The sequence below is a fragment of the Nocardia sp. NBC_00511 genome (assembly GCF_045161165.1).
Taxonomy (GTDB): domain Bacteria; phylum Actinomycetota; class Actinomycetes; order Mycobacteriales; family Mycobacteriaceae; genus Nocardia.
This window is the reverse complement of sequence record NZ_CP107849.1, coordinates 5288065-5305271: the sequence shown is the minus strand read 5'-3', so window position 1 is coordinate 5305271 and position 17207 is coordinate 5288065. Positions and strand designations below refer to the sequence as shown.

Genomic DNA, 17207 nt, shown 5'->3' with positions numbered 1-17207 from the left:
TTCACGACTCTCAGCGAAGAACGCAGACACCTCGGTGCTGCTCGACGACGAATTCGCCGTCGATGATTCGTCCCCCAGAGGGACCACCACCGCGGAAGTCGTGGTCAAGGGAAGGACCCTCGGTGAGGGTGGAGTTCCCGACCATTTCCGAATTCATGTGGCGGACAAGCTTTCCCGCTTGGAACGCCTCGATCCCAGCATCTACCTCTTCGACGTGGAACTCACCCACGAACGCAACCGTCGTCAACGCAAGAACTGCCAGCGGATAGAGATCACCGCGCGCGGCAAGGGACCCGTGGTCAGGTCCGAAGCGTGCGCCGACAGCTTCTACGCGGCCCTCGAGCTCGCGGTCGAGAAGCTGGAGAGCCGGTTGCGCCGGCTCAAGGATCGCCGCCGGGTGCATCACGGGGACAAGACGCCGATCTCGGTGTCGGAAGCGACGGCCGGCCTCATCGACGAATCCCTGTTCCACTCGAACGGATCCGTCGCCCACGATCACACCGACGCCGAGACGGACGATTCCGCCGGTCCCGGCCATGTCGTGCGGCACAAGCAGCACCCCGCGATCCCGATGACGGTCGATGACGCCCTCTACCAGATGGAGCTCGTCGGCCACGATTTCTTCCTTTTCCAGGACAAGGAGACCGACCGACCGTCGGTTGTCTATCGTCGCCACGCCTTCGACTACGGCCTCATCCGGCTCGCGTAGTGAAGGTCTGAACAATTCCGCCTCTCCGCGACTTCGGCGGACGGCTAAGAGCCGTCGGGGTCGCGGATCCGTGGTGCGGTCAGGTGGGACCCGAATTTTGGACGTACCCGGTGAGGTACCCCTGGCGCAACGAGATCAGTTGTCGCGTTCGAGACGCGCTCCACACGCCTTGCGCGGAGCGATGCACTTGCTGTGACGTTGTGTATCAGTTAATACTGGCCTCATGGCTACCAAGGGCGCTCGCCGTGCCGTCATCGTCGCCGGGGCTCGGACCCCGTTCGTGCGGGCATTCACCGATTACACGCGGATGGACTCCATCGACCTCGCGGACACCGCCGTGCGCGGGCTGCTCGAACGCACCGGACTGCCCAAGGGTGACGTCCAGGCGATCGTGTGGGGCGGGGTCATCCTGCCCAGCGGCGCACCCAACATCGCGCGCGAGATCGCGCTCGACCTGCAATTGGACGCGGGCTGCGAGGGATACACCGTGACCCGCGCCTGCGCGTCCGGGCTGCAGGCCGTGGTGTCGGCCGCCGCCGCCATCGAACGCGGTGAATACGACATCATGATCGCCGGCGGCAGCGACTCGACCAGCAATGCCGAGGTCAAGCTGCCGCAGAAGATCGTGCACGCGGCCGCGCCGCTGGCGCTGGGCAAGCCCAAGCCGAAGGACTACCTCTCGGCCGCAATGCAACTCGCGCCGTTCACCGACATCGTGCCGCGCCGCCCCAAGATCGAGGAGCGCACCACCGGCGAGGTGATGGGTGAGTCGGCCGAGAAAATGGCGCGCATCCACGGCATTTCGCGCGCCGCGCAGGACGAGTTCGCCGCGCGCTCGCACCATCGAGCCGCCGCCGCCATCGAATCCGGCCGCTTCGACGACGAGGTGCTGTCGCTGACCACCCCCGAGGGCAAGGCCGTCTCCCGCGACGGCCTGGTCCGCGCGGGCACCAGCGTGCAGAAACTCGCCACTCTCGCACCGGTTTTCGCCAAGGGCGGCACCGTCACCGCGGGCAATGCCAGCCCCCTCACCGATGGCGCGTCCGCGGTGCTGCTGATGAGCGAGGAGAAGGCGCGCGCCCTCGGCTACACGCCCCTCGCCGCCTTCCGCTCCTGGAGCTTCGTCAGCGTCGACCCCCGCGACCAGGTCCTCATCGGCCCCGCCATCTCCATGCCGCGGGCCCTGGACAAGGCTGGAATGTCGCTGTCCGACATCGACTTCGTCGACATCCACGAGGCCTTCGCCGCCCAGACCCTGTCCGTGGTCTCCGCCCTGGCCAGCGCCGACTGGGCCAAGACCCGCCTCAACCGCGACACCGCCGTCGGCGAGATCGACCCCGCCACCCTCAACGTCCACGGCGGCTCGGTCTCCCTCGGCCACCCCTTCGGCGCGACCGGGGCCCGCATGGTCACCACCATGGCCAACGAACTGGCCCGCACCGGCAAATCCGCCGCGCTGCTCGGCATCTGCGCCGCGGGCGGCATCGGCGCGTCGGCGGTGCTCGAACGAGTCTGAGCCGCAACGCCGAACGGCCCCGCCTCTCGACCGAGAGGCGGGGCCGTTTCGGCTCCCGCGATGGGGGTATGCGCGGTTCGAGTGGCAATCCGGTTCGGTGAGCTGGGCTTTCACGAGGTATCGGCGTGTCGTCGAAATTGGGGGAGATGTCGGGGTGGGAGTGGGTACTCCGGGGGAAACGAATTGGGCGGAGGCGGTACATGTTCGGGCGGGTGATGATGGTGGCCGCGGCGCTCCTGATGGCAGTCGGTGCGGGTAACGCGGGAGTGGCTGCGGCGCATCCGGTTCCGGTGACCGGGTCGGATGCGGGCGGGCAGACGATCGGCGGGAATCTGGATCCGATGCTGCGCGACGCGGACCGGCACGTGGGCGAGAAGTATCCGGTGTACGGGCTGGTGTACTCCGACGCGGCGGTGTGGACGCTCGCATTCGTCAGCGGGACGCCGACCGACTACTACACGATCGACGGTTCGCGGGTCGAGCTGGCGCGACCGGTCGTGACGCCGATCGCGCAGGGCGATGTGTTCACCGGGACCATGACCATCACCGGCAAGAGCGACTCCGGGGATCCCGTGGTCACCCTCGACAATGTGGCCGTGATCGGGCATCGGCCGGGCGAGGCGCTGCGCTGACGCGGGACTCGATGCGGGCCGGATGGCTAGTGTGCCGTGAGGTCGTCGGCGCGGTCGGTGAACCGGTCGAAGTGGATCGCGGATTCCAGCGGCCGCCGATTGCGCCAGCCGAAGCGTTCCAGGTCCGGCACCTGCTGGAACTCGTGCACCGGGCCGACACAGAGCCAGGCCACCGGTTTCACGCCGGGCGGCAGGTCGAGCAGGTCGGTGAGGAACGGCTCGTCGTAGAAGCTGACCCAGCCCACGCCCACGCCCTCGGCGGTCGCGGCCAGCCACAGGTTCTGGATGGCCAGGATGGTCGAGTAGATCCCGGTCTCGGGGACCGTGGCCCGGCCCAGCACATGGGTGCCGCCGCGAGCCTGATTGTGCGTCACCACGATCCCGGTGCCGCTCTCGACAATCCCCTCGATCTTGATCGGATTGAAGGTCTCGGCGCGGTCGGCGGGCAGCGAATCGTTGAACTGCTGCCGCTTGTCGGCGACATGGTCCGCGAACTTCCCGAGCATCCCCGGCTCGCGCAGCACCACGAAGTCCCACGGCATGGAATTGCCGACACTGGGCGCGCGATGCGCGGCCTCCAGAATCCGCAGCAGGGTCGCGTCGTCGACCACCTCGCCGGTGAATTCGGCGCGGACGTCACGGCGCAGGCGGATGGCGTCGTAGACGCTGAGACCTTCGGCAGAGCTGAGGGGACCTTCGGAACACACGGCGTCCAGTGAACCAGGCCCGATATTCGGTGTGTACATCAACCCATTTCGTGGCGGAAAACGTGGAACGCCCCCGCCGGAGTTCCGGCGGGGGCGTGCACGGGGATTCGGGATCAGCCGGCCATCGCGGGTTCGCCACGGCCGGTGATGCGGCGGCGGCCCTCGGCCAGGGCGGTGCGCAGGCCGCGACGGCGACCGGTCATCGGATCGATGGTGGTCTCACCGCCGAAGACCTTCTCCGACTTGGTTTCCGGGGCGTCGTCGGTGCCGCGGCGCAGGTACTTGTTGGGCAGCGACAGCTTCATGATGGTGCGCCACGACTTGGCGTACTGCACCGGCAGCGAACCGGTGGTGTACGGCAGGTCGTACTTCTCGCACAGCGCCCGCACCCGCACCGCGATGTCCTTGAGGTGGTTGGACGGGATGTCCGGGTACAGGTGGTGCTCGATCTGGTGGCTCAGGTTGCCGGACATGAAGTGCAGCAGCGGGCCACCGGAGATATTGGCGCTGCCCAGCATCTGGCGCAGGTACCACTCGGCCTGCGTCTCGTTCTCGCAGTCCGACCGGGTGAACTTCTCGGCGCCGTCGGGGAAGTGACCGCAGAAGATGACCGCGTTGGTCCACACGTTGCGCATCACGTTGGCGGCCAGGTTGGCGGTCAGCGTGCCCAGGAAGGCCGGGCCGGTGAGCAGCGGGAAGATCAGGTAGTCCTTGGCGGCCTGCTTGCCGATCTTCTTGAGGACGGTGTTGCGGTCCTCCTCGAACTGGCGGCGCTCGGGCGAATCGGCGGCCCACTTCTTCTTGGCGACCTTGCCCAGTTCCAGATGCTGGATGGCGACACCGTATTCGAAGAACATCTGCAGCAGCAGGTTGTAAACCGGCTGTCCGAGATAGAACGGAGACCAGCGCTGATCACGGGTGACGCGCAGCAGGCCATAGCCGATGTCGTCGTCCATGCCGAGCACATTGGTGTACTTGTGATGCAGGAAATTGTGCGTGATCTTCCAGTGTTCGGAAGGGCCCGCGTTGTCCCATTCCCACTTGGTGGAGTGGATTTCCGGATCGTTCATCCAGTCCCACTGCCCGTGCATCACATTGTGGCCGATCTCCATGTTCTCGATGATCTTGGCGGTGCCGAGCAACGCCACGCCGGCCAGCCAGGCCGGCGGGAAAAGACTTGCGAAAAGCACGGTGCGGCCGCTGATTTCGAGGCCGCGCTGGAGACGGATCACATTGCGGATGTAACGGGCATCCTGCTGCCCCAGGGATGATTCGACCTCACGGCGGATGGCGTCTAGCTCCGCCCCGATCGCTTCGACATCCTCCGGGGTGAGGTGCGCGTATTCCTTGACATCCGAGATCGCCATGGTGGTTACAGTACCGTAGGTTACGGTCCCGTAGGTTGGCGAGGATCGAATCGCCAATGTGTCGAATACCGCGTTGAAATAGCTATCCGACTCTGCTAGCGATTGCGCCGAATCTTCGGCTTTATCGACCTGCGCCGCTGCGAGAACCAGCCTTCGCGCTGAGCTTTCTCGGTCAGCAAAGCCTTTTCCGCCCTTGCCTTTTCCTGCAATGCGGCCTTGGCCTCGCGCAACACCTGCTTCTCGTGCGCCGCCTTCTCCTTCAGCGACACCTTGGCCTCCTGCATCGCCGAACGCAGCCCGCGCCGTTCACCCGTCACCGGGTCCACGCCCCAGTTCGGCTGATGCTCGGCCAGCCACTCGCTCGCCCCGTGCTCGTTGAACCATTCGCCGCCGTGCTCGGCCAGCCATTCACTGCCGTTGATGGTCGGCAGCGAGGCCAGGCTGATCCCCGCGAACTTGCGCTCCGAGGAGGTCTCCGGCGCGTCGTCGGAGGTGCGCTTGAGCCACTGATCCGGCAGTGCCAGCTTGTGAATGGTGCGGAACGCCAACAGGTATTGCTTCAGCAGCGAACCGGTGGTGTAGGGCAGGTCGTACTTGTCGCACAGCTCCCGCACCTTCACCGACACCTCCGGATACCGATTGCTCGGAATGTCCGGGAACAGGTGATGCTCGATCTGGTAGCTCAGGTTGCCGCTCAGGAAACCCATCGCCGGGCCCGCGTCGAAATTCGCGCTGCCCAGCATCTGCCGCAGGTACCACTCGCCCTGCGTCTCGTTCTCGAACTGGTCCTCGGTGAATTTCTCCGCGCCGTCCGGGAAATGGCCGCAGAAGATCACCGCGTATGCCCAGAGATTGCGCACCAGGTTCGCGGTGGCATTCGCCTTCAGCGTCGACTTCCAGGCCGGACCGGTGAGCGCCGGATAGATCACGAAATCCTTCGCGACCTGTTTGCCGGCCTTGCGCCAGAACGCCTTGTTCGGTTCGGTGAATACGTGCTGCGGCGGGAAGATCTTGGTCGCGGGCACGCCGAGCTGCTCCTTGGTCGCAGCCAGATCGTGCAGTGCGATACCCCACTCGAACAGCGCGGCCAGAATCAGATTCGCGAACGGCTGCGCCAGATTGAGCGGCTTCCACTCCTCGTCGCGCGTCATGCGCAGGATGCCGAAACCCAGATCGTCATCCATGTCGAGAATGTTGGTGTACATGTGGTGCGAGTAGTTGTGCGCGGCCTTCCACTGCCCCGACGTCCCCGTCATATCCCACTCCCACGAGGTGGAGTGGATCTCCGGGTCGTTCATCCAATCCCATTGCCCGTGGCTGATGTTGTGCCCGAGCTCCATGTTCTCGATGATCTTCGCCAGCGACAGCAGCGCGGTGCCGGTCACCCATGCCCAGCGCTTCTTGCTCGCGAACAGCGTCGCGCGCCCGGCCGCCTCGATGATCCGTTGCGCGGCGATGCTGCGACGGATGTACTTGGCATCCTTGTCGCCCAGCGACAGCTCGACATCGCGGCGAATCGTGTCGAGCTCCTGGCCCAAGGCTTCGATATCGGCTTCCGTCAGATGAGCGAACGCCTTGATGTCGGTGATGGCCACCGGCGGTCCTTCCGTGGGTTTATCTGCCTCGCAACCGCTGTGCGGATGGGCGGCTCCAAGGGGGCGCCGCGTCAGGCCCGATTGCTATCGAGGGTAGCTGCTGATCGCCCCTTCGGGGTTACCCGGTCGCAGGTCACACTTCCAGCGTGCAGTCGCCCGCCGCGGCCGAGATGCAGGTCTGGATCTTGTCGCCCGCGCGGTGCTCGCGGCCATTGCGGAGATCACGCACATGACCGTCGGTCACGGTCACCACGCAGGTCTGGCAGATGCCCATGCGGCAGCCGAACGGCATCTGCACGCCCGCGCCCTCACCGGCCTGCAGCAGCGTCGTCGCGCCGTCCACCTCGGTGCTGCGGCCGGTCTTGGCGAAGGTCACCGTGCCGCCCTCGGCGGTCGCGTTGCGCTCGATCTCGAAGCGCTCCACGTGCAGCTGCTTCTCGACACCGGCTGCGGTCCAATGCTTCTCGATCTCGTCGAGCATGGGCAGCGGGCCGCACGCCCAGGTCTCGCGCTCGCGCCAGTCCGGGCACACCTCGTCCAGATCGGTGAGCGCGAACTTGCCGTGCTCGCCGGTCAGGTGCAGGTGGGCGGTGAAACCCGGGTGCCGGTCGTGCATTTCGCGCAGCTCGTCACCGAACATCACGTCGTCGGGGGTGCGGGCGGAATGGATGTGCAGCGCGTCGGGGAACTCGGTGCGGCGGTCCAGGGTGCGCAGCATGGCCATCACCGGGGTGATGCCCGAACCGGCGGTCAGGAACAGCACCTTCGGGGGCGCGGGCTCCGGCAGCACGAATCCGCCCTGCGGGGCGGCCAGGCGCACGATGGTTCCGGCGGGCACGCCGGAGACGATGTGGCTGGACAGGAAGCCCTCCGGCATCGCCTTCACCGCGATCGAGATGAGCCGCTTGCCCTTTCCGCCGTCGCCGGTCCAATTGGGCGGGCAGGTCAGCGAATACGAGCGCCAGTGCCAGCGGCCGTCCACCAGCACGCCGATTCCGATGTACTGGCCGGGGGAGAACTTGAAGTCGAAACCCCAGCCCGGCTTGATCACCAGCGTCGCCGAGTCCGCGGTCTCCTTGCGCACCTCCACGATTCGGCCGCGCAGTTCGCGCGCCGACCACAGTGGATTCACCAGATGCAGGTAGTCGTCGGGCAGCAGGGGAGTGGTGACCCGGGCGGCCGCGCCGCGTAAGGCGTCCAGTGGAGTCCGTCCGGCGGTGCCACCCTCGGCCACGGGGGCCTCGAGCCATTCCCGCAGTCCCCGCACGGAGAATCCGCCACTCTTCGATGCCATATCCGCCAAACGCTTTCTGTCGTCGTGCACGCTGGTCAGCGCCTCGTCGCGCTTGTTCGCCCCTGTGATGGGCGACCGTCACAGCAAGGTTACGGCATCGTAGGTTAGCGGGCCGGGCCAGCTCGAGGGCGACCGGTCGGAATGATCTTGAAAGGCGAAAATCAGAGCAGTTCGAGCAGGAACGGCAGCTCCTGCGCGGCATACCAGGCCAGCTGATGATCCTCGGCGTCGCCGAGCACGAATTCGGCGTCGGTGTCGCCCATATCCGCGGCGTCGATCACGTCGACGGCCTTGGCCACCTCGGCCTCGGCCTCGGCCAGGTCGAGGTGCACGGAGGCGATGCGGTCGTAGGTGATCGGACCCGAGAGCCGGACCACGGCGTCGTCCAGATCGGGGCGCAGGGTGGCGGCGTCGACGTCGGCGGCGATGACCGCGCGGCGGAAGATCGGGCTGCCACCCGGGTCCGGCTCGTCGCCGGACCGTTCGTCGTGCAGATCGGTGCCCGCCTGATCCTGGGCCAGCAGCCGCAGCGAGGCACGCGCCGCCTCGGCCATCGCGACCTCGGCCAGTTCCTCGTCGTCACCGGAGGCGTAGGCCTCGCGCAGCGCCGGGGTCACCGCGAAGGCGGTGTCGTTGAGCGCGCGAATCTCGCGATCGGCCACCAGTTCCCGCAGCATCGGCACGGTGGCCGGTACATAGACGCGCAGCTTCTTCGAGACCCGTGACGACTCACTGGACGCAGGCACCGAGCATCTCCTCCATCGACTCGTGCACCGAAGCGGTCAGCACCGCGATATCCGCCATCGCGTCGCGATCGGCCGTGAGTCCGTAGAACACTCGCCCGTCGTAGGACGTGAGCCCGATGCTCAAGGCTTGAAAGCGCAGCAGCGGCGACACCGGGTACATCTCCAGCATCCGCGCGCCGCCGATGAACATGGCCTGCTGCGGACCCGGCGCGTTGGTGATCACCAGATTGAACGTGTGCTCCGCAAACGTACTCGCCGATCGCACGCTCATGGCATGCAGGCTCGCCGGAGCGAATCCGGCCATGTGCACCAGCGTCCGCGCCCGCACCCCGCGCGAATGCCGGTCGTGCGCCTCGGTGGCGTGCTTGATGTGCTCCATGCGGATCACCGGATTCGGTTCGCCCACCGGCAGATCCAGCAGCAGCGAGGTCACCTCGCCCGCCGGTTTCAGCTCACCGTTGGGGCCGTCCGCGTACACCGACATCGGCACCACCGCGCGCAACGCGTCGGCCTCGGTGAGCACCTGACCGCGCGAGAGCAGCCAATTGCGCAGCGCGCCCGTCACCACCGAGAGGATGACGTCGTTGATCGAGCAGTCGAAACGCTTGCGGATCTTGCGGTAGTCCTCCAGATCGGTGCGCACCACCTCGAAGCGGCGATTGCGGGAGGTGCGGGTGTTGAGGGGGCTGTCGGGTGCGCCGATGGTCGCCGCCCGCACCATCGACACCAGTTTCTGCACCGCCTTGCCGGTGGCGTCGACCATGGCGAACGCCTCGGCCGCGTGATGACGTGCCACCTCCAGGCCCTCGCGCGGCTGGGTCGTCAGGTGCAGCACCGCGCCGATCAGCAGTTCCAGATCGGCGGGTTCGCGATGCGCGACCCAGGCGTCGTCGGCCACATCGCGCGGCGCGGTGGTGGTGTCGAGGATCACATGCCCGATCTCGAGCGCGCCGTCCCCGTCCACCAGCGACGAATGGGTCTTGGTGAAGATGGCGCAGCGGCCCTCCGACAGGCCCTCCACCAGATACATCTCCCACAGTGGCCGGGTGTGGTCCAGGGGGCGAGACGCCAAGCGCGCCACCAGATCCAGCAGCTGTTCGTCGGTGCCCGGCTCGGGCAGCGCGGAGCGCCGGATGTGATAGCTGATGTCGAAGTGGCTGTCGTCCACCCACACCGGTCGCCCCAGCGCGAACGGGATCTCGCGCACCTTGCGCCGGTAGAGCGGCACCAGCGGCAACCGCGATTCCACCAGCGTGACCAGGCCGTCGTAGTCGAGCGGCCGGTGCCCCGAATTCCCCCGGGGTGCGGCGTTCCGCAGGATGGCGAGCGAGCCGATGTGCATTGGGTTGCTACTGGATTCCAGCCGGTAGAACGACGCGTCCTGCGGCGTCAGTCTGGTGATCACGCTGCCCGCTACTCCCTAAATCCATGCCTGCGCCCCGCAGTTGTCCCCCTGCCGAAGCGCACGCATTACCGAGGCATTCGCCGTCTGTGAGGCAAGCTATCGCAATTCGATCACCTGGGGGAATGGCCGAGCGCCGATGCCCGAGACCGTGCGCCGACGGCGGCGCCCCCGGCTCGGACGATGCGGGCTGAAGCCTCCGCACGCCGAACCCCCTACATGGTACTTCAGCGGTATCGAAACAGCCTCGGACGCAATGGCATTCGCTGAACAGTCGCTGGAGTGCGCGCGACGGTCCCGGCAACCACGCACCGCCGGACGGCCGTCGCGCCTTCACAGGTTTTCCTCAGTGCTCCCGACCATCGCCCTTGCAGTTCAGCACCTACGATCGGGGGCGGATTACCATGGCAAGAGATTGCGCACTTGTGCGCGCGTTCCCGCCGTGGTGGGGGCTACCGGACAACACCGACCAGAGGACTACAAGACCCGTGCCTGCGCTGAGTTTTTCAAGGTTGCTACGGATTGGTGAAGGTCGCACGGTCAAGCGGCTCGCGAGTCTCGCGGACGAGGTCATGGCCCTCGACGAGGAGTTCACGGCGCTCTCCGATGCCGAGCTCCAGGCCAAGACCGCCGAGTTCAAGCAGCGCTACGCCGACGGCGAGAGCCTCGACGAGATGCTGCTGGAAGCCTTCGCCACCGCGCGGGAAGCCTCCTGGCGGGTGCTGAACCAGAAGCACTACAAGGTGCAGATCATGGGCGGCAGCGCCCTGCACATCGGCAATGTGTCGGAGATGAAGACCGGTGAGGGCAAGACCCTGACCTGTGTGCTGCCCGCGTACCTCAACGCCCTGTCCGGCGAGGGCGTGCACGTGGTCACCGTCAACGACTACCTCGCCAAGCGCGACGCCGAGTGGATGGGCCGCGTGCACCGCTTCCTCGGTCTCGAGGTCGGCGTGATCCTCGGTGGTCTGACCCCGGCCGAGCGTCGCGAGGCGTACGCCGCGGACATCACCTACGGCACCAACAACGAGTTCGGCTTCGACTACCTGCGCGACAACATGACCCACTCGCTGGACGATCTGGTGCAGCGCGGGCACAACTTCGCCATCGTCGACGAGGTCGACTCGATCCTCATCGACGAGGCTCGCACCCCGCTGATCATCTCGGGTCCGGCCGACGCCTCCTCGAAGTGGTACGCGGAGTTCGCGCGCATCTCGCCGCTGCTGAAGAAGGACCTGCACTACGAGGTCGACATCAAGAAGCGCACCATCGGCGTGCACGAGGCGGGCGTCGAGTTCATCGAGGATCAGCTCGGCATCGACAACCTCTACGAGGCCGCGAACTCGCCGCTGGTGTCCTATGTGAACAACGCCATCAAGGCGAAAGAGCTGTACACCAAGGACAAGGACTACATCGTCCGCGACGGTGAGGTCATCATCGTCGACGAGTTCACGGGTCGAATCCTGGTGGGCCGCCGCTACAACGAGGGCATGCACCAGGCGATCGAGGCCAAGGAAGGCGTCGAGATCCAGCCGGAGAACCAGACGCTGGCCACGATCACGCTGCAGAACTACTTCCGCCTCTACGACAAGCTCTCGGGCATGACCGGTACCGCCGAGACCGAGGCTGCCGAGCTGCACCAGACCTACGGCCTGGGCGTGGTGCCGATCCCGACCAACAAGCCGATGGTCCGCGCCGATCAGTCCGACCTGATCTACAAGACCGAAGAGGCCAAGTACGCCGCGGTCGCCGACGACATCCAGGAGAAGCACGAGCTGGGTCAGCCGGTCCTGGTCGGCACCACCTCGGTCGAGCGCTCGGAGTACCTGTCCAAGCTGCTGACCAAGCGCGGCATCGCGCACAACGTGCTCAATGCCAAGTTCCACGAGCAGGAAGCCCAGATCATCGCCGAGGCGGGCCGTCCGGCCGCGGTCACGGTGGCGACCAATATGGCCGGTCGTGGTACCGACATCGTGCTCGGCGGCAACCCGGACATCATCGCCGACATCCTGCTGCGCCGGCAGGGCCTGGATCCGGTGGAGACGCCGGACGAGTACGAGGCGCAGTGGCATCCGACGCTGGACCGCGTCAAGAGCCAGACCGAGGAGGACGCCGAGGCGGTGCGTGACGCGGGCGGCCTCTACGTGCTGGGCACCGAGCGCCACGAGTCGCGGCGCATCGACAACCAGCTGCGCGGTCGTTCCGGCCGTCAGGGCGACCCGGGCGAGTCCCGCTTCTACCTGTCGCTGGGTGACGAACTGATGCGGCGCTTCAACGGCGCGGCGCTCGAGTCGATCATGACCCGGTTGAACCTGCCCGACGATGTGCCGATCGAGGCCAAGATGGTCTCGCGGGCGATCAAGTCCGCGCAGACCCAGGTCGAGCAGCAGAACTTCGAGATCCGCAAGAACGTCCTCAAGTACGACGAGGTGATGAACCAGCAGCGCAAGGTGATCTACGCCGAGCGCGCTCGCATCCTCGAGGGTGAGGATATGGAGGGCCAGGTTCAGGAGATGATCACCGACGTGATCACCGCCTACGTGCAGGGCGCGACCGCCGAGGGCTACGTCGAGGACTGGGATCTCGCGAAGCTGTGGACCGCGTTGAAGACGCTGTACCCCATCGGGATCGACTACAAGGAGCTCACCGGCGAGGGCGCCGACGGCGAGATCGGCGAGCTGGACCGCGAGGAACTCCTGGAAGCCATCCTCGACGACGCGCACACCGCCTACGCCAACCGTGAGACCGAGATCGACTCGCTGGCGGGCGAGGGCAGCATGCGCAATCTGGAGCGTCAGATCCTGCTGAGCGTGCTGGACCGCAAGTGGCGTGAGCACCTCTACGAGATGGACTACCTCAAGGAGGGCATCGGCCTGCGTGCGATGGCGCAGCGCGACCCGCTGGTCGAGTACCAGCGTGAGGGCTTCGACATGTTCGCGGCGATGCTCGAGGGCCTCAAGGAGGAGTCGGTCGGCTTCCTGTTCAACCTGCAGGTCGAGGTGCAGCAGCCGCAGCCGGTCGGTGTGAACGTGGCCGCGGGTCTGCAGTCCCCGGTGGGCAACCGCCCGCAGCCGGTGGTCGACGCCCCGCCCGCGGGCAACGGCGCTCCGGCGGCGTTGCGCGCCAAGGGCATCGACGAGTCGGGTCCGCGCGGCCTGTCCTATTCGGGCCCGGACGAGGGCGGCCACGCCGCGGTCCGCAGCGACGCCGACGAGTACGGCAACCCCGACGCCGACTCCGGCACCCGCCGCGAGCGCCGCGAGGCCGCCCGCGGTAAGCAGGACCGCGCGCCGAAGTCGAAGCGCCGCCACTGAGCCGGTCCCGCCTCCCCGGAACTTCAGCGGGCGGCTAGAGCCGTTGAAGTTCCGGACCCGTTCCTCGGTCGGGCGGGTACCGGATTTCGGGGGTACCCGGTGAGTTACCCCGGTCGCAACGAGATCGGTTGTCCAGTTCCAAGCGAACGCGTCCCGGTGAAATCGCCGGGACGCGTTCGTATTTCGGTGGGTGTGTTCATGAAACGGTCATAAGGGTTGGGGTGGAATGGGTTTCGGTTCGGTCGCCGTGGGGCGATCGGCTGGAAAGGAACACAACATGCGCAAGACTCTCGCCCTCACCGCTATGGCGCTGGGCATCGCGGGGCTGGGTGCCGCCACCGCGCACGCCGAGACGCTGACGGTGGACGGCAACTACGCCAGTTCGCAGGCGTGCGACGCGGACGGTAGCCACGGGTCGTTCTCGGCCGGCGGTGTGCAGTTGCGCGGTGAGGACGGCTGGCAGTACCGGTGCGATCAGGGTGACGACGGTCTCTGGTACATGACCATCTTCCGCTGACCCGCGGGCAGTTTCGAGGGGACCTGTGCCCCCGGCGAATTCGCCGGGGGCACTGTGATTTTCGGGTGATCAGGGAAAACGGACTTGCATATCGGGTGAAGTCGCCACCGCGTTAATGATATTCGCGCGCGGGAATTGTGATTTGCGTCATCCGTGCAGGAATTCGCCCCCCGCCTCGGTTGCCCTCTGTTAGCTAGTCTAAATTGCCGAATGTGCGCGAGATCGAGGTGCCGTACGGGCGGGAAGCGGAACGAATCCGATTACAGGGGATTCTGGACGCGGCACGCTCGGGGCGGGGGACGGCAGCTGTGCTGTACGGCGATCCGGCGATCGGAAAAACCGTCCTGCTGCGCGACACCATCGAGCGCGCCGACGACTTCCGGGTACTGCGCTGCCAGGGCGTCCGCGACGAATCGGGACTGAATTACGCGGCCCTGCACGAACTGCTGCTGCCGGTCTCCGACCGGCTGGACCTGCTGCCCGAGTCGCAGGCGCGGGTGCTGGGCTCGGTGCTCGGCCTCGATTCCGGACCCGTCGACGTCCTACCGGTCGGCGTCGCCCTGGTGCGGCTGCTGACGCTGCTGGCCGCCGAACGTCCGCTGCTGCTGGTGGTCGACGACGCCCGGCTGATCGACACCGAGACCGCGCGGGTGCTGACCTTCGCGGCGCGGCGGCTCTCGGACGCACCCGTCGCCCTGCTGTGCGCACTGCGCGACGATCCCGTCGGCAGCGTCTGGCGGGAACTGCCCACCCTGCCGATCACCGGCCTACCCGACGTGGCGGCCCGGCGCCTGGTCGCGGACCGGCACGGCACGGTGGTGCCGCTGCGGCTGTCTCGGGTGTTGGCGCTGGCGGGCGGCAACCCGCTCGCGCTGATCGAATTGCCGCGCACGATAGACGATCTCGCGGGCACCATTCCCGAACCCGCACCCCTGAGCCCGCTGCTGCGGCGCGCGTTCGAGGATCGGGTGACCGCGCTGCCCGATCAGGTGCGCATCCTGCTGACGGTGGCCGCCGGTGAGACCCGCGGCGTGCTGGGCACCGTGACCCGGGCGGCGGCCGCGCTCGGCGTGACCGCCACCGCCTGGGAGTACGCCACCGACACCGGACTGCTCAGCGTCGCCGACGGCCGGGTGGAGCGCGAGCACGCGCTGCTGTGCGCGGCCGTGCACGCCGCCGCGGGCGCGGCCGAACGCCGGGCGGCTCACCTGGCCCTGGCCGCCGCCCTACCCGAACCCGGCGACGCCGATCTGCGAATCTGGCACCACGCCATGGCTTCCGAGCGCCCCGACGAGCCGTTGGCGGCGGAACTGGCCGAGCGGGCGCGGGCGGGCGGACGCGGAGCCGTCGCCGCCGCGACCATGGTGCGGCAGGCCGCCGCCATCACCCCGGACCCGGTGCGGGCGGGACAGCGGCTGGCCACGGCCGCCCGATTCGCCTGGGCGGGTGGCGATGTCGCCTCCGCGCGCGGTCTGCTGAACCGGGCCACGCTGCGGCTGGGCGCGGAATCCGCGGCGGCGGCCTCGGGTGGGCTGGCCGGTCTGCTGGAATTCGTTGCGGGCGAACCGGACCGGGCCGCCCGGCTGCTGCGGCGCGACGCCGACCTGACGGATCCGGAGACCGCCGCGACGCTGCGCGCCGACGCCGAGCGGGCCCGCTGGGCGGCCGGTCACGATGTCATCGACCTCGACCCCGCCGAACTGATCATGCGGCCGGGCGGGCCGCGATTCCGCACCACCTTCCGGCCGCTGCCGCCCGCCCCGCTGATCCTGCTGTGGGGCATGGCCGATCGCGCGCTGGAGCCGTACACGCAGGCGGTGGCGGCGCTGCGCGGCGTCTCGGCCCCGGCCGCCGTCTGCCTGCTGCCGCAGCTGGCGATCGTGCAGTTCGCGACCGCGCGCTGGACCGAGGCGGAGGCCAGCCTCGCCGAAGCCTTCGAGATCGCCGGTAACGGCGGCGTCGAGAACGTGCTGGCGCACTGCTGGTCGTTGCGCACGAAAATCGCCGCGCTCAAAGGTGATTCGGACGCGGTCCTCGACAGTGCGGAGCGGGTGCTGACGCTGGCGCGGCCGCGCCGCTTGCACGCGCTGATCGCCTCGGTGCACTGGCATCTCGGCTTCCACGCGCTCAGCCTCGGTGATCCGGAGACCGCGTACCTGCGGCTGCGCACCATCGCCACGCCGGGCCACGACGCCCGCCACCCCACCTACGCGCGCCTGGCCGCGCAGGAGCTGGTGGAGGCCGCCTGCCGGGTGGGTCGCCGCGACGAGGCCGCCGAATACTATGCGGTGATCCAGGATTGGGCGCTGCGCTCGCGCGCGGACTGGGCGATCGCGGCCGCGTACACCTGCCGGGCGCTACTGGCCACCGACGAGCGCGCCGAGCGCGACTTCCGCCGTGCCCTCGCGGTCCGCCCAACCCGTCACGATCTCAATCACGCCCGCACCCAGCTGCTGTACGGCAAATGGTTGCGCCGGGCCCGCCGCCGCGGTGACGCCGCCGAGCAATTGCGGGCCGCCGCCGAGGCTTTCGAACGGATGGGCGCCACCCACTGGGTGACGCGGGCCCGCCAGGAGCTGGAACTCACCGGCCGCCGGGTCGCACCGGTCACCGGGCACACCGCCTCGGTGCTGACCCCGCAGGAGTCGCGGGTGGCGCGGCTGGCCGCGCAGGGGCTGACCAATCGGGAGATCGGCACCGAGTTGTTCCTGAGCCCGCGCACGGTGGGGCATCATCTGTCGCGGGTCTTCGGCAAGCTGGGGCTCAGCGGTCGCGCCGATCTGGCCGACATCGATTTCGACAACGGAATGCGAATCATGCGGCCGCGGTGAAGGATTCGCTGCCGCGGCGGGTGCGGCTCAATCCAGGTGGACGGCTTCGCCCCAGTAGCGCGGATCCCAGTTGATCAGGATCATTCCGGCGACGCTGCCCGCGCACGAGCCGCAGGCGTTCACCGAGATCAGATTGTCCACGTCGATATCCCCGGCCAGCACCGCCCGGGTGGACAGCCACACCGCACGCAGGTGCAGGGCGGCGGGTTTGCCGCAGCGAACGCATTCGGGCAGCGCGCTGCCCGAGTCGTTGCGGGCTATCCGGACCTCGGGGGTCACCGGTGCGCCGGGGCCGAGGTCGTCATCTAGGAGCGGCGAAAAAGCCTTGCGCTCACGGTCTTCCACCTCGGCAGGCTAACCGCTGCCCGGCCCCGGCCGCATCCGGTGCGCGGAGGCTCACGCTGGCAATTGCCTGCGGCGGGCCCGCGGCCCCGATCCCGCGCGTTTCCCGATGCGCCGAACTTGTCGTATTCGAACGCGGTAGTGGCGAAAGCCACTGTCCCGCGAAGTTTGTCATGGGCTCTTTCGGGAATGTAATGGAAGTGCTGCCGCGTTGACATCGGCCACACGGCAAGGG

At 67.7% G+C, this 17207-nt stretch carries 13 protein-coding genes; 6 read left to right on the top strand and 7 right to left on the bottom strand.

Annotation, left to right across the window (positions count from 1 at the left end):
* The first annotated feature begins 34 nt into the window (after positions 1-34).
* The 3 genes from hpf (at position 35) to OG300_RS24890 (ending at position 2857) form a co-directional block, all read left to right on the top strand.
* Complete coding sequence (gene hpf, locus OG300_RS24900) at positions 35-709, top strand: ribosome hibernation-promoting factor, HPF/YfiA family (RefSeq protein WP_405498660.1); 675 nt, start codon at positions 35-37, stop codon at positions 707-709.
* Between the two features lie 223 nt (positions 710-932).
* Entirely contained in the window at positions 933-2225 is a 1293-nt protein-coding gene (locus tag OG300_RS24895; protein ID WP_405485459.1) for an acetyl-CoA C-acyltransferase, read from the top strand.
* A 200-nt stretch (positions 2226-2425) separates the two neighbouring features.
* Complete coding sequence (locus OG300_RS24890) at positions 2426-2857, top strand: hypothetical protein (protein ID WP_405485458.1); 432 nt, start codon at positions 2426-2428, stop codon at positions 2855-2857.
* Positions 2858-2883: 26 nt separating this feature from the next.
* Here OG300_RS24890 and bluB read toward each other — a convergent pair whose 3' ends face one another.
* The 6 genes from bluB to OG300_RS24860 form a co-directional block, all read right to left on the bottom strand.
* Positions 2884-3603, bottom strand: coding sequence for a 5,6-dimethylbenzimidazole synthase (gene bluB, locus OG300_RS24885; protein WP_405485457.1), 720 nt, complete (start codon positions 3601-3603; stop codon positions 2884-2886).
* Between the two features lie 74 nt (positions 3604-3677).
* Complete coding sequence (locus tag OG300_RS24880) at positions 3678-4931, bottom strand: fatty acid desaturase family protein (protein WP_405485456.1); 1254 nt, start codon at positions 4929-4931, stop codon at positions 3678-3680.
* Between the two features lie 95 nt (positions 4932-5026).
* Positions 5027-6526 (bottom strand): fatty acid desaturase family protein, encoded by a 1500-nt coding sequence (locus OG300_RS24875; RefSeq protein ID WP_405485455.1) that lies wholly within the window; start codon positions 6524-6526, stop codon positions 5027-5029.
* 133 nt (positions 6527-6659) lie between these two features.
* Complete coding sequence (locus OG300_RS24870) at positions 6660-7820, bottom strand: ferredoxin reductase (RefSeq protein WP_405485454.1); 1161 nt, start codon at positions 7818-7820, stop codon at positions 6660-6662.
* A 161-nt stretch (positions 7821-7981) separates the two neighbouring features.
* Entirely contained in the window at positions 7982-8497 is a 516-nt protein-coding gene (locus OG300_RS24865) for a DUF6912 family protein (RefSeq protein ID WP_405498659.1), read from the bottom strand.
* 52 nt (positions 8498-8549) lie between these two features.
* Positions 8550-9971, bottom strand: a complete 1422-nt coding sequence (locus tag OG300_RS24860; RefSeq protein WP_405485453.1) for a WS/DGAT/MGAT family O-acyltransferase — start codon at positions 9969-9971, stop codon at positions 8550-8552.
* A 485-nt stretch (positions 9972-10456) separates the two neighbouring features.
* Here OG300_RS24860 and secA point away from each other — a divergent pair, with 485 nt between their 5' ends.
* The 3 genes from secA to OG300_RS24845 all read left to right on the top strand — a co-directional run bounded on the left by secA (position 10457) and on the right by OG300_RS24845 (position 16630).
* A complete protein-coding gene (gene secA, locus OG300_RS24855) occupies positions 10457-13282 on the top strand; it encodes a preprotein translocase subunit SecA (RefSeq protein ID WP_405485452.1) in 2826 nt (941 codons plus the stop codon).
* A gap of 277 nt (positions 13283-13559) precedes the next feature.
* The gene (locus OG300_RS24850; RefSeq protein WP_405485451.1) at positions 13560-13799 is read left to right on the top strand and encodes a hypothetical protein; all 240 of its coding nucleotides are present in this window, start codon (positions 13560-13562) and stop codon (positions 13797-13799) included.
* A gap of 212 nt (positions 13800-14011) precedes the next feature.
* Positions 14012-16630, top strand: coding sequence for an AAA family ATPase (locus OG300_RS24845; RefSeq protein WP_405485450.1), 2619 nt, complete (start codon positions 14012-14014; stop codon positions 16628-16630).
* Positions 16631-16657: 27 nt separating this feature from the next.
* Here OG300_RS24845 and OG300_RS24840 read toward each other — a convergent pair whose 3' ends face one another.
* Positions 16658-16975 carry a hypothetical protein gene (locus tag OG300_RS24840; protein WP_405485449.1) on the bottom strand — a complete coding sequence of 106 codons (318 nt, stop codon included), beginning with the start codon at positions 16973-16975 and terminating at the stop codon, positions 16658-16660.
* Between the last annotated feature and the right edge of the window lie 232 nt (positions 16976-17207).